Genomic DNA, 12,585 nt, shown 5'->3' with positions numbered 1-12,585 from the left:
AGGAGTACAAGCGCGCCGGCCGCGTTTCAGGCCCCGGTGGTTGCGCCCACGTCATGGTGTCCGTGTCCTGCGAGTTGCTGCAGTTCGCGGAGGATCTCCAGCTGTTGCCGGTTGACGTCCATCAGACGTTCGATCTCTTCCTTGGATTTGAGGTTCGTGGCGTAGTCATGCTGGGCCATGACTCCGGCGATTGCGTCCTGGCGTTTGGCTGCGATGAGCAGAATTGCCCCCTGCAGACCTGCCAGCATGGACAGAAAGAGGTTGAGAAGGATGTAGGGGTATGGATCCCAGGCGCGGGATGCCAGTGCCCACGTGTTTACGGCCGCCCAGACCAGCATAAAGCCGATGAAGCCTCCCACGAACGGCCAGCTGCCCATCCCGTTGCGCATAAGGTCCGCCGCCCGCTGCCCGCGGGTGAGGGAAGCCTTGTGTCTTTCGTGCCAGGTGTTCGGTTCGTCGGTCATTCTCTACCTTAGCCGGATCGGACGGGGCGGCGCTGAGGTTCTGTTAGCCTGCACTATGAGCCCTGATTCGCCGGAAAAATCCGACCTTCCGGCACCTGCCCAGTCGGCCGTGACCCCGGAGGTGGTGAAAAGCTATAGGGATGAACTGGTCGAAGGCCTCGACGCCGTCGATCCTGCCACGTTTGCGGGCACGATCCCGCAGGACCGCGGCATAGCCCCACGGGTGCGGGTGGGGAAGAAATGGTTCAATCTGCTGTGGATGCTCCCGCTCGGCTTCGTGCTCCTGATTGCTGCCGTCGCGGTAGCGAAAGGGCTGCGTGAGCTGCCGGACGTCCAGTCGTTCATGCGCCAATTCCCGGGAATGTCAGATCTCCCTTCGGACGCGCCGTTGGGGCTTCCTGCGTGGCTGGGGTGGCAGCATTTTCTGAACCTGTTCTTCATGATGTTCATCATTCGTTCAGGGGCTCAGATTTTCACGGACCACCCCCGGCTGTACTGGACCCGTCACAGTACTCCGGGCAGGGACTGGTTTCGAGCCCAAAAGCCCGTTCCTGCTGACCCGTTGTGGACAGCGAAAAAAGACTCCATCAGTCTTCCCGGCCAGTTCGGGATTCCTGGACTTCGACATTCGATCGGGCTCGCCCGGTGGTGGCATCTGGGAGTCGACACGCTTTGGCTAGCGAACGGCATTGTCTTCTACATACTCTTGTTCACAACAGGGCAATGGATGCGACTGGTGCCAGTGCATTGGGACGTGTTCCCCAATGCACTGTCGGTGGCCATCCAGTACCTGTCCATGGACTGGCCGGCCGAGAGCGGGTGGACCAACTACAACAGCCTGCAACTGCTTTCCTATTGCATAACCGTCTTCATCGCCGCACCCCTGGCCCTTATCACCGGGCTCGGCATGTCTCCGGCACTTTCGACCCGGTTCCGGCGGATCAGCACCGTGCTCAGCATCCAGGCCGCCCGGTCGGTCCACTTCCTGGTGCTGGTGTGGTTCCTGCTCTTCATCGTCATCCACGTTACCTTCGTCTCCACCACCGGAGCCCTGAACAATCTCAACCACATGTTTGCCGGCCGCGCCGACAACTCCTGGACAGGCTTTTGGATCTTCGTCCTGTCTATGGCGGTGGTTGTCACCGGTTGGGTTGCCGCGACGCCCCTTACCATCCGCCGTCCGCGTGTGATCCAACGTGTCGGGTATGCATTGACTGGACCGGCGCAGCGTTTGTTCGAACACGTTGACTCCAGGCCCGGGCAATACAGCGAGAAGGACATATCCCCCTACTTCTGGCACAACGGCCAGTACCCGGACTCCGACGAGTACAAGGCCCTCTTCGAGGGAAACTTCGCCGATTACCGGCTGAAAATCGACGGCTTGGTGGCCAACCCCGTTGAGCTGGACCTGTTGCAGCTGCGCGCCATGCCCTACCGTGAGCAGATCACCCAACACTTCTGTATTCAGGGATGGTCGGGGATAGCCAAATGGGGTGGGGTCTCCATGCAAACCATTCTCGATCTCGTTCAGCCCAAGCCCGAGGCGAAATGGGTGGTGTTCTACTCCCTCGGTGACGGGCCCGAGAAAGGCATCTACTACGACGCGCACCCGCTCGAACAGATGAGTTACGAACTGACCATGCTTGCCTACGATATGAACGGAAAGCCGCTTTCCTTTGGACACGGCGCCCCGCTGAGGCTCCGCAACGAAACCCAGCTGGGTTTCAAAATGGTCAAGTGGATCAAAGGAATTGAATTTGTGGAAAATTTCGAGCACCTCGGCGGCGGCTTTGGAGGGTACAACGAAGACCACGAATTCTTCGGCTACCGCCAATCGATATGACGGCCCTCCGCCTCGAGCGCTCGCGGTTCTCAAACTCTATTTCGGGTAGTGAAAATTGTTCCGTGTCCGCCAGCCTGGCAGATACCCGAAGATCGCCCCTCAAGAACGAGGCAATCGATTCCCGGCCAGCTGCGTCATAGGCCGCAGCCGCTGCGGGGGCTCTACTGGCCCGCGGCGGGCCCGGGAGGTGCCGTGGTCCTGCGGACCACCAGGTGCGGGGTTCGGACGACATGGGCGGGCGCTTGGGTTCCCTCTATCCGGTCAACGGCGCGGTCAACGGCTGCGGCAGCGAGCAACGGCGCGTCCTGGCTGACGGACGACAACTGCAGGTAGCTGAGCCGGGCGAACTGGCTGTCGTCGTAGCCCAGCACGGACACGTCGTCAGGCACTTTCAGCCCGTCCGCCCGGAGGCTTTCGATCACGCCCAGGGCGCACCTGTCATTGAAGGTGATGATGGCTGACGGGAGGTCCGCGCGCAGGGACCGGGCGGCCCTCAGCCCGTCTTCCTCGGTGGGTCCGCCGGCGAGGATCCTGGCCGCCAGCCCGTGACGGTCCATTTCGGCGCGGAACGCCGCCCTGCGCTGGTCGGCGGAAACCGCCGTGCCGCCGTCGACATGAACAATACTGTGGTGACCAAGGCCGGTCAGGTGGTCCACCGCCATGCGTATGCCGGCGTGGTCGTCGCTGCTGACGGAGTCCACGGTATCGCCGACGTCGTCGCGCAGGAGGCTGACGACGGGCACCTGGCCGGCATATCCTGCCAGCTCCTGGTGACTGAGGGTCGGCGAAATCATGATGAGCGCTGCGGAGCCGAAATCGAGCAGCGATTCGATGGCCCGGGTCTCCGGACGGCCGTTGGCCACCGCACTCAGGGCCAGTTCATACCCCCGCGACGTGGCGGCGGCGTAGGCGGCATCCACAATCTCGGCGTGAAAGGCGTGCGCGCTGAAGAAACTCAGGCCAAGGAGTTTGGTGCTGCTGCTGCGGAGCAGGCGGGCGCGGCTGTCTGGCCGGTAGCCGAGGTCCCGTGCCGCTTCGAGGACCTTTTGCCGGGTGGATTCCGCGGCGCCGGGCGCGCCGCGCATCACAATGGAAACCAGGGCCCGTGAGACGCCGGCCGCATGGGCCACGTCCATCAGGGTTGGGCGGCGCTGCTGTTCCGGCATGGTCCTCCTCGTCCGCTCCAGTCTATAGAACGATCTAGACATGCAGTGAATCCCATGCCAACATGGTGTCACTAGAACGATCTAGAAGCCCAAGCCCAGGAGTATTCATGAGTTACCTTCAGCATCCGGTCAGTGAAGACCGGCCTGTCCGCGTCGCCCTGATCGGCGCAGGCTGGATCGGAAGTTTCCACGCCGAGTCTGTTGCGCACCGCATACCCGGCGCCCGCCTCGACGCGATTGCGGATCCTTCCCTTCCCGCCGTCGAGGCACTGGCCGGCAGGCTCCGGGTCGGCAAGATCAGTGCCGACCCCGCCGATGTGATCAGCGATCCGGAGATCGACGCCGTCCTCATCGCAGCCCCGGCGCGGTTCCACTCCGGCCTGATCGCGGCCGCCGCACGGGCCGGGAAGGACGTGTTCTGCGAAAAGCCCGGCGGACGCACAATTGAGGAACTCGATGAAGCCCTGGAGGCAGCCGAATCCGCCGGGATCACCGTTCAGTTCGGGTTCAACCGCCGCTACGCGGCCGATTTCGCCGCGGCCCGCAAGCTCATCCACGGCGGCAGCGTGGGAGTCCCGCAGTTGCTCCGGTCCCTGACGCGGGATCCCGGCAGTGCGGCCGGAATCGCAAACCCGGACCGTACACCGCCGGGAACGATTTTCCTGGAAACCCTGATCCACGACTTTGACACCCTCAACTGGCTGAATCCCGGTGCCGTTCCGGTCCGCGTCCACGCGGTCGCTGACGCGCTCGTGGCCCCGGAAGCCAAGGACGGCGGCTTCCTGGACACGGCAGTTGTGACCGTGACCTACAGCAACGGCGCCATCGCGGTGGCGGAGGCGAACTTCAACGCCCTCTACGGCTACGACGTGCGCGGTGAAGTGTTCGGATCCGCCGGCATGGTGACCGCCGGCGGACCGCAGGCCACCAGTGCGACGAGCTACACCGCCGCCGGTATCGGTGCCGACACGGTGCGGCTGAATGTGGACCTATTCCATGACGCCTACACGGCGGAGCTGGCCCACTTCGTCGACGCCGTGAAAGCACGCCGCGACGGCGTGCAAGGCCCAGCCACACCGGGCCCGGGCGGAACCGATGCCCGCAATGCCCTGGCGGTTGCACTTGCGGCCCTGCGTTCTGCTGAAACCGGGCTGCCGGTCGATGTTGCCTCGGTCGCCGAACTGCGGGCCGCTGAGCCCGGACTCCATCCGGTGGGGGACGGCGCATGAGCTTCCGCCTGGCCGTCTGTGCCGAGATGGTCTACGGCGAGCTGCCCCTGATCGAACGCGTACGGCAAATTCACGGGCAGGGCTTCGAGGTGGAGCTCTGGGACACCCGGGGTCGGGACATCCCGGCCCTGGCCGGCACCGGAGCCCGGTTCTCTTCCATGAGTGGCTACTTCGGCGGCAGCCTCATTGACCCGGACGGCGCTCACGAAGTGCTCGCCTCGGCGGAGAAGCTCATTCCCGCGGCGCTGGAACTCGGCGTGGAGCGGATGGTGGTGCATCCGGCCGAACTCGGGGAAGGCGGCCTCGCGGTCCGGCCGATTCACCGGTCCACCGGCGAGATGTGGCTGACCGGCTTGCGCACCCTGGAACGGCTGGCCGTGCTGGGGGAGAAACACGGGCTGACGTTTGCCCTCGAAAACCTGAACACGATCCTCGACCATCCGGGTATACCGCTGGCCCGGGCCAAGGACACGATGGCTTTGGTGTCCGCCGTGGACCATCCGAACGTGAAGATGATGCTGGATCTCTACCACGCCCAGATAGGGGAGGGAAACCTGATCGAACTTGTCAGGTCCGCGCTGCCCTGGATCGGGGAGATCCAGGTCGCCGACGTCCCCGGGCGGTTCGAACCGGGCACCGGCGAGATCAACTACCGTGCCGTTGCAACGGCCCTCAGTGATGCCGGCTATTCCGGTGTCATCGGCCTGGAGGCCGGCGCTGCCGGGGTCAAAGCCCGGCGGCGGGTGATGCGGCGCTCGCCGCCTTCCGGGCGGCTTTCGCGGACTGACGTCGGGTCGACGCCAGGTCCTGGACTCGCAGAAGCGCCGCCCCCGCGCCATTTCCTCATCGGCGCGCGGGCGGACCACTGGCTCGGCCGAGTGCGCCGGCCTTCTGTTGGGAAGGAACTGGCTCGGTCACAGCCTCCCGATTGCTCCCCCATCGGGATTCAGGGTTCAGGGTTCGGATTTGTAGTTCCGTGGCCGCCGTTTTTTGTCAGTGGTCGCTGGCAGACTTCAGGTATGGGAGGCGTGGGGGAATCGGGACAGGATCGAGAAGTGGCGGCGGGAGCCGGCACGAGTGTGCGGGACCTGATCGCGTCCCTGGCCGGCATCCGCCCCTGTCACGGCGGCGGTGCCGGGATGATTGATCAGGTGCGGGATCTGGAGGATCTGAAGTCCGCCGCGGCCGCGCTGCAGGCCCGGATCGCGGTGGGGTTCGACGTCGGCCAGCGCCGCGCGCAGGCCGCGGCGGGGGTCCCGGCGGATGAACGCGGCCAGGGCGTGGGGGCGCAGATCGCGCTGGCCCGGCGTGAATCCCCGGCCCGCGGGTCCCGGCTGTTGGGCCTGGCCAGGGCCCTGGTGACGGAGATGCCCCGCACCCTGGCTGCGCTGAGCGCCGGGGAACTGAACGAATGGCGCGTTGCTCCCGGTCACCCGGCGTCGCCGTCCACGCCGCCCTTACCCGGCACGCGGACACCCTCGCCGGGACGGGAGACGGCCGCTCCCGCGGGCAGATCATGGCCGATGACCTCGTCGAACGGATCACCGGCACGCCGGGCGGGATCACCGGCATCGAGATCCAGCTCGTCATGACCGACCGCACCCTCCTCCAGGGCGACTCCGAACCCGCCCGCCTCCCTGGCTACGGCATCGTCGCTGCCGCCTGGGTCCGGGCAGCCGTCCGGGACGCCGCGGCAAGGGAGGGCCGGCCAGCCGCTGCGGAAGACGCACATATCGCGGAAGGCGCACTCAGCGCGGAAGCCGCCACGGGGAACGCCACTGTGGATGTCTGGCTGCGGCGGCTGTACACCGCCCCGGGCACCGGGGAACTCACGGCCATGGATTCCCGTGCCAGGCTCTTCCCGGCCGGGCTGCGCCGCGTCATCCGGGCCCGCGACCACACCTGCCGCACGCCCTACTGCGAGGCACCGATCCGTCACCACGACCACACACGGCTCACCGAAGCTGCGTTGGCTAGTGCTGCCCTGCAGGACACCGCACTGCCCACGAGCGGCCGGCGCAAACGCCAACTCCTGCATCACGCCAAATCGCTCAAACCCGCGCACCTCAAAGATGCGCGGGCAGCCTAAGCATTGTCACAGGCGGTGCGGCGGCGGCAGAATCTATGCTCGGGATGCCACGCCCGGGTCGAGGAACCTCTTGCCCGTGACGCGCTCGGATGCTCCCGTCCGGTCCAGGTACGGGGTGATGCCGCCGAGGAACATCGGCCAGCCCGCCCCGAGAATCATGCAGAGGTCGATGTCCTCCGGCCCGGCCACCACGCCCTCGTCGAGCATCAGGGCGATCTCCTCGGCCAGGGCGTCCTGCGTCCGGCGCAGGACCTCGTCCGCAGTCGACGGCGACGTTCCGAACGACATCAGCGCCAGCGTCGATTCCGGAATTTCCTTGCCGCCGTCCGCGGCCGGCGACCACAGCGACCGCACGCCGTTGTCGATCAGTTTCTGCAGGTTCTGCGAAACCCTGAAGCGGTCGCCGAACGCGGCATGCAGCGATTCCTGGACGTGCTGGGCCACCGGCAGCCCCACCATCGCGCCCAGGTCGAACGGAGTCATCGGCAAACCCATGGGCCGCAGGGCGTTATCCGCGACGTCCGCCGGCGTGCCCTCGTCGAACGCTGCGGTGACCTCGCCCATCAGCCTCAGGAGGATCCGATTGACCACGAAGGCCGGGGCATCCCTGACCAGGACCGCGGTCTTCTTCAGCCCCCTCGCCAGCTCGAAAGCCGTGGCCACCACGGCATCGTCCGTCTTCGGCGCGCGCACGATTTCCAGCAGCGGCATGACGGCCACCGGATTGAAGAAATGGAAACCTACCAGCCGTTCCGGGTTCCTCAGGCCGTCGGCCATGGCTGTCACGGACAGCGAGGACGTGTTGGTCGCGAGGACGCAGTCGGGAGAGACGATGGCCTCGAGTTCCGCGAAAACCTGCTTCTTGACGTTGAGTTCCTCGAACACCGCTTCGATCACGAAGTCGGCATCCGCGAAAGGCTCCTTGGAGACCGATCCCGTCACGAGGGCCTTCGTCCGGTTCGCCGCATCCTGGCTGATGCGCCCCTTGCCGAGCAGCTTGTCCACCTCAGCATGGACGTAACCCACGCCCTTGTCCACGCGGGCCTGGTCAATGTCCGTCATGACCACCGGAACCTTGAGCTGCCGGGCGAACAGCAGGGACAGCTGGCTGGCCATCAGCCCTGCGCCCACCACGCCCACCTTGGTGACCGGCCGGGCGAGTCTGCGGTCCGGGGCACCGGCGGGGCGCTTTGACCTCTTCTGCACGAGGTCCAGGAACGCATAGACCGTGGAACGGAACTCGTCTGACTGCATGAGCCCGGCCAGGGTTTCGCATTCCAGCGCGGCGGACTCCGCCTGGCCCATGGTCCGGTTGGCCTCCATGATGTCCAGCACCTTGGCCGGTGCGGGGGAGGCGTTGGACGTCTTGGATTCCACGAACGCGCGGCCGGCCGCCACGGCCCTGGCCCAGCGGCCGGCCACTTCGGGGCTGGACGGGTCGACGGCGGACTGCCGTTCCGGCGTGATGATGCCGGCGATGACTCCCGCGGCCCAGGCAACCGACTGCTCCACGAAGTCTGCCGGTTCGAAGATCGCGTCCGCGATGCCGAGCTTGGCGGCCTCGGGCCCTGACAGGGTGCGGTTGTTGTTCAGCGGGTTCTCGATCATCACCCGGACGGCGTTTTCCGGACCGATGAGCCGGGGCAGGATATAGACGCCGCCCCAGCCCGGAACCAGGCCGAGGAAGGCCTCCGGAAGGGCCAGCGCCCCGGCGGCGGCCGACACGGTGCGGTATGTGGACTGCAGGGCGATCTCCAGCCCGCCGCCCAAGGCCACTCCGTTGATGAAGGCGAAGCTGGGAACGCCAAGGTTGGCCAGGGTCGCATAGACGTCGTGACCCAGCTGCGCCATCCACAGCCCGTGCTCCCGGCTGTTGAGTGACTTCACCGCGGACAGGTCCGCGCCGGCCACCAGGTAATGCGGCTTGCCCGTCACTCCGACGCCGACAATCTCGCCATTGGCGGCCCGCTCCCTGAGGCCCTCGAGCACGGTCCCGAGTTCCACCAGGGTGTTGGGTCCCAGCGTGGTGGGCTTGGTGTGGTCCAGCCCGTTGTCGAGCGTGATCAGGGCGAGGACGCCCGGACTGGTGTCGCCGCCCACGGCCGGCAGCTCGATATCCTGCACATAGGAATGGGTGACCGTCTCATCCGGGAAAAGGTCGGCAAGCTTGCGGAAATCTGCGGCGCTCATGCTGAGGCTCCTGCGGTTGAGGTGGAAGCGGAATCGGCGATGTCTGACCGGTCGGCGCCGCTGTAGTTTGCGTGATGCGGGTTTTCCCAGATGACCGTGGCACCCATGCCAAGGCCGACGCACATGGCCGTGATGCCGTAGCGCACTGAGTGATCCTCATGGAACTGGCGGGCCAGCTGGTTCATGAGCCGGACGCCCGACGATGCGAGGGGGTGGCCCACCGCGATGGCGCCGCCGTAGCGGTTGACCCGGGGGTCGTCGTCGGCGATCCCGAAGTGGTCCAGGAAGCTCAGGACCTGCACTGCAAATGCCTCGTTGATTTCGAACAGGCCGATGTCGCCGATGTCCAGGCCGGCGTTGGCCAGGGCTTTCTCGGTTGAGGGCACAGGCCCGATCCCATGACCTCCGGTTCCACCCCGGCGTAGGCGTAGCTGACCAGCCGCATCCTGACGGGCAGGCCCAGTTCAGCGGCGGCGTCGGAGGACGCCAGCAGCGCGGCGGTGGCGCCGTCGTTAAGTCCTGCTGCGTTGCCGGCCGTCACCCGGCCGTGGGCCCGGAACGGCTGTCTCTTATACCCATCTAGATGTGTATAAGAGACAGGTGCCCGGCCGCGGCGGCTCGTCCACGGTGTTGACGGTCCAGCCCTGGCCCGGCTTCATGGTGGCCACAGGGACAAGGTCCGGCTGGATCACCCCGTTGCTGTACGCGGCAGCCAGCTTGTTCTGGGACGCCACCGCGTATGCGTCGGTGCGGTCCTTGGTGATGCGCGGAAAACGGTCATGCAGGTTTTCGGCAGTGTTGCCCATGTTGAGCGCGGCGGGGTCCACGAGGCGTTCGGACACAAAGCGGGGGTTGGGGTCGGCGCCCGCGCCCATGGGATGGTTCCCCATGTGTTCCACGCCGCCGGCGATGACGACGTCATAGGCGCCGAAACCGATGCCGCTGGCGGTGGTGGTCACGGCCGTCATGGCGCCCGCGCACATGCGGTCGATGGCGAAGCCGGGCACCGTGCGCGGCAGGCCGGCCAGCAGGGCGGCGGTCCGGCCGATGGTGAGGCCCTGGTCCCCGGTCTGCGTGGTTGCGGCGACCGCCACTTCGTCGACGCGTTCGGCGGGAAGGGCGGGGTTGCGCCGCATTAGCTCGCGGATGCACTTGACCACGAGGTCATCAGCGCGCATTCCTGCGTAGATGCCCTTCTCGCCGGCGCGGCCGAAAGGCGTGCGCACGCCGTCCACGAAGACGACGTCGCGGACAGTGCGTTGATTTCCGCTGCTTCGGTGTTGGCTCACGTGCTGCTCCTCATTGAGACGTTGATGCCGGATCCTGACCGAGGTCAGCGCGGATCCGGGCGACAGTGAGCCCTATGTTACTCGCCAGTAACATTGGGTGCAAGGAGCCTGCGGCGCGGCGGACACGGCGAAAAGGAAGCCCGGCCGCAGGCGCGGCCGCCTAGGTCTTGGCTTCCTTCGGCGGCAGCGGCTGCGGGTGGAGGAATGCTTCGGTGATGAGGGGTGTGACCAGTTCGACCTGCCATGGCCGGGCGCCCAGGCCCCGGAGGTCGGCGGCAACGGCAGCCTCGCTGATTTCGGCCGGAGGGCGCCAGGCGATGCGCCGCAGGAAGTCCGGGGTCAGCAGGTTCTCCAACGGAAGATTGAATTCCTCGGCCTTCTTCTGCAGCAGCGGCCGCGCAGTGGAGAGCCTCTCCGCGGCAGCAAGGTCGCGGTCGGCCCAGACACGCGGCGGCGGCGGGGCGTTGGTGGGAAGGTGCAGCGGGGGAAGGTCCTCCATTGACCGGGCAGTCGAGATACAGCGGAGCCAGCGCGGAGCCTCGCGCTGGGCGGCCCGGCCGTGGAAGCCCTTGGTGCCCAGGAGTTGCGGGACCGTTGCCGGCATGGCCTTGGCGGCGGCCACGAGGGACGAATCGGGGATCAGCCGGCCGGGAGCGACGTCCCGTTTCTGGGCCAGGGCGTCGCGTTCGAGCCACATTTCACGGACGGCGGCAAGCTGGCGCCGGTCCCTGATCTGGTGGAGGCCTGACGTTTTGCGCCAGGGATCGACGCGCGGCGGCGCGAGTCCCGCCGAAAGGATGGCGGCGAACTCCTGCTCGGCGAATTCAAGCTTCCCGTCTGCCTCAAGCAGTTCGATAAGTTCCTCGCGCAGTTCCGTCAGGACCTCGACGTCGAGGGCCGCGTACCTGAGCCAGGGCTCCGGCAGGGGGCGGGTGGACCAGTCGGCGGCGGAGTGTTCCTTGGCCAAGCCGAATCCGAGCAGCTGCTCGATGACCGCGGCGAGCCCCACGCGGGGCAGCCCCGCCAGCCGTGCCGCGAGTTCGGTGTCGAACAGTTTGTCCGGCCACATGCCAAGCTCCGAGAGGCAGGGGAGGTCCTGGCTGGCCGCGTGCAGGATCCATTCGACGCCCTTGAGGGCATCGTTGATGATCCGAAGGTCCTCGAATGGTTCGGGATCGATGAGCCAGGTACCGGATCCCTCTCGCCGGATCTGCACCAGGAAGGCCCGCTGGCCGTACCGGAAGCCGGACGCCCGCTCCGCATCGACACCCGCGGGGCCGGTGCCGGCTGCAATTGCGGCCGCGCAGCGCTCCAGTCCCGCCTGGGTTTCGATGACCAGCGGCACGCCGTCGCGGGGCGAATCCAGATCAATGACAACGGGAACGAGGCTGTCGAAGCCCTCCACCGTAATGTGGGGTGCGGTTTCAGCAGCCGGAGCGCCGGCTGTGGTGTTTTCCGGAATTTGAGGGGTCATGATGCCCCTAGTTTACCGGCAGCACGCCGGCGGACGGATTCGGCACAGGCGGCGCCCGCTAGTTCCGGCGCCTGCGGGGTAGTGCGGAGACGCCGTCGGGCAGCGGCGGGAGGCCGGCGAACGTGCACACCATATCGGACCAGGCCTCAAGATGGGCCTGGATGTCCGCACTCGCAGGGGTCCAGGAGGCGCGGAGTTCGATGTCGATCGAGCCCGGCCGCCCGGACAGCGTGCCGAAGCTTTCCGACAGCACGCGCGTGGCTGTTCCGCCGGCCGCGCGGTACGGTGCGTGGTGCGTTTCCAGGGCTTCCACGAGCCATGTCCAGGCCACGGAGCCGAGCATCTCGTCGTTGCCCATCTCGGCCTCGAGCTGGGCGCGGATGTACGTAACGATGCGGAACTCACCGTCCCAGACGGCCGAGCCGTCGGGGTCGTACAGCAGGATGAACCTGCCGGTGGCGAGTTCATCGCCGTCGGGGTCGTCGCCTGCTGCCGCGGAGCGGGCCAGCGCCTGTCTCTTATACACATCTAGATGTGTATAAGCGCCATGGCCGCGGGGCCGTTATACACATCTAGATGTGTATAAGAGACAGGTGCACGGCCGCGTAGTCGCCGGTGCCGCCGGTGGGAACAATCACCTCGGCGCCGAGGGCCACGGCAAACGGTGCCAGCCGCGAGGGTGCCGGAATCTCGTCCAGGCGCAACTCGCTGCGGCATCGTGCTTTCCGGAGCGTTCCCAAGGCGTGAAGGAAATCCGAGGGAACCTGGGCAAGTGCGTTCACATTCGCAGGGTACGCAATAGAATCCGCCGCCGGCGGCAGGCTCGCCGCCGGCTCATGCA

General features: G+C 66.5%; 6 protein-coding genes and 4 pseudogenes. 4 read left to right on the top strand and 6 right to left on the bottom strand.

All coding sequences use genetic code 11. The features are described from left to right. Window positions 1-26: 26 nt before the first annotated feature. Window positions 27-464, bottom strand: coding sequence for a DUF1003 domain-containing protein (locus B1A87_RS10050; RefSeq protein WP_078026807.1), 438 nt, complete (start codon window positions 462-464; stop codon window positions 27-29). A gap of 55 nt (window positions 465-519) precedes the next feature. On the opposite strand from B1A87_RS10050, the gene B1A87_RS10045 reads away from it, so the two are divergent. After that, window positions 520-2,307, top strand: a complete 1,788-nt coding sequence (locus B1A87_RS10045) for a molybdopterin-dependent oxidoreductase (protein WP_078026806.1) — start codon at window positions 520-522, stop codon at window positions 2,305-2,307. Between the two features lie 161 nt (window positions 2,308-2,468). On the opposite strand, the gene B1A87_RS10040 is transcribed toward B1A87_RS10045, so the two are convergent. After that, window positions 2,469-3,473 (bottom strand): LacI family DNA-binding transcriptional regulator, encoded by a 1,005-nt coding sequence (locus B1A87_RS10040; RefSeq protein ID WP_078026805.1) that lies wholly within the window; start codon window positions 3,471-3,473, stop codon window positions 2,469-2,471. 107 nt (window positions 3,474-3,580) lie between these two features. On the opposite strand from B1A87_RS10040, the gene B1A87_RS10035 reads away from it, so the two are divergent. The 3 genes and pseudogenes from B1A87_RS10035 to B1A87_RS23305 all read left to right on the top strand — a co-directional run bounded on the left by B1A87_RS10035 (window position 3,581) and on the right by B1A87_RS23305 (window position 6,791). Then, the gene (locus B1A87_RS10035; RefSeq protein WP_078026804.1) at window positions 3,581-4,702 is read left to right on the top strand and encodes a Gfo/Idh/MocA family oxidoreductase; all 1,122 of its coding nucleotides are present in this window, start codon (window positions 3,581-3,583) and stop codon (window positions 4,700-4,702) included. Beyond that, window positions 4,699-5,489 (top strand): annotated as a pseudogene (locus B1A87_RS10030) (TIM barrel protein). The gene B1A87_RS10035 and the pseudogene B1A87_RS10030 overlap by 4 nt, the downstream one beginning before the upstream one ends. A 232-nt stretch (window positions 5,490-5,721) precedes the next feature. Beyond that, window positions 5,722-6,791: pseudogene (locus B1A87_RS23305) on the top strand (hypothetical protein). A 33-nt stretch (window positions 6,792-6,824) separates the two neighbouring features. On the opposite strand, the gene B1A87_RS10020 reads toward B1A87_RS23305, so the two are convergent. From B1A87_RS10020 to B1A87_RS10005, 4 genes and pseudogenes are all read right to left on the bottom strand, one after another. After that, window positions 6,825-8,981 (bottom strand): 3-hydroxyacyl-CoA dehydrogenase NAD-binding domain-containing protein, encoded by a 2,157-nt coding sequence (locus B1A87_RS10020; RefSeq protein WP_078029708.1) that lies wholly within the window; start codon window positions 8,979-8,981, stop codon window positions 6,825-6,827. Continuing rightward, window positions 8,978-10,270 (bottom strand): annotated as a pseudogene (locus tag B1A87_RS10015) (thiolase family protein). Before B1A87_RS10015 ends, B1A87_RS10020 begins: the two are co-directional and overlap by 4 nt. Before the next feature lie 160 nt (window positions 10,271-10,430). Next, on the bottom strand, window positions 10,431-11,744 hold the full coding sequence (locus tag B1A87_RS10010) for an HRDC domain-containing protein (RefSeq protein WP_078029710.1): 1,314 nt from the start codon (window positions 11,742-11,744) through the stop codon (window positions 10,431-10,433). 58 nt (window positions 11,745-11,802) lie between these two features. Then, window positions 11,803-12,526: pseudogene (locus B1A87_RS10005) on the bottom strand (DUF3000 domain-containing protein). Window positions 12,527-12,585: the final 59 nt, after the last annotated feature.

It is taken from the genome of Arthrobacter sp. KBS0703 (assembly GCF_002008315.2).
GTDB lineage: Bacteria > Actinomycetota > Actinomycetes > Actinomycetales > Micrococcaceae > Arthrobacter.
The sequence above is the reverse complement of the archived record's forward strand: the minus strand, read 5'-3'. Positions and strand labels throughout refer to the sequence as shown.

Excerpts from the sequence above, each read along its gene's own strand:
- B1A87_RS10050 (WP_078026807.1), bottom strand. The coding sequence starts at position 464 with ATGACCGACGAACCGAACACCTGGCACGAAAGACACAAGGCTTCCCTC.
- B1A87_RS10045 (WP_078026806.1), top strand. The coding sequence starts at position 520 with ATGAGCCCTGATTCGCCGGAAAAATCCGACCTTCCGGCACCTGCCCAG.
- B1A87_RS10040 (WP_078026805.1), bottom strand. The coding sequence starts at position 3,473 with ATGCCGGAACAGCAGCGCCGCCCAACCCTGATGGACGTGGCCCATGCG.
- B1A87_RS10035 (WP_078026804.1), top strand. The coding sequence starts at position 3,581 with ATGAGTTACCTTCAGCATCCGGTCAGTGAAGACCGGCCTGTCCGCGTC.
- B1A87_RS10020 (WP_078029708.1), bottom strand. The coding sequence starts at position 8,981 with ATGAGCGCCGCAGATTTCCGCAAGCTTGCCGACCTTTTCCCGGATGAG.
- B1A87_RS10010 (WP_078029710.1), bottom strand. The coding sequence starts at position 11,744 with ATGACCCCTCAAATTCCGGAAAACACCACAGCCGGCGCTCCGGCTGCT.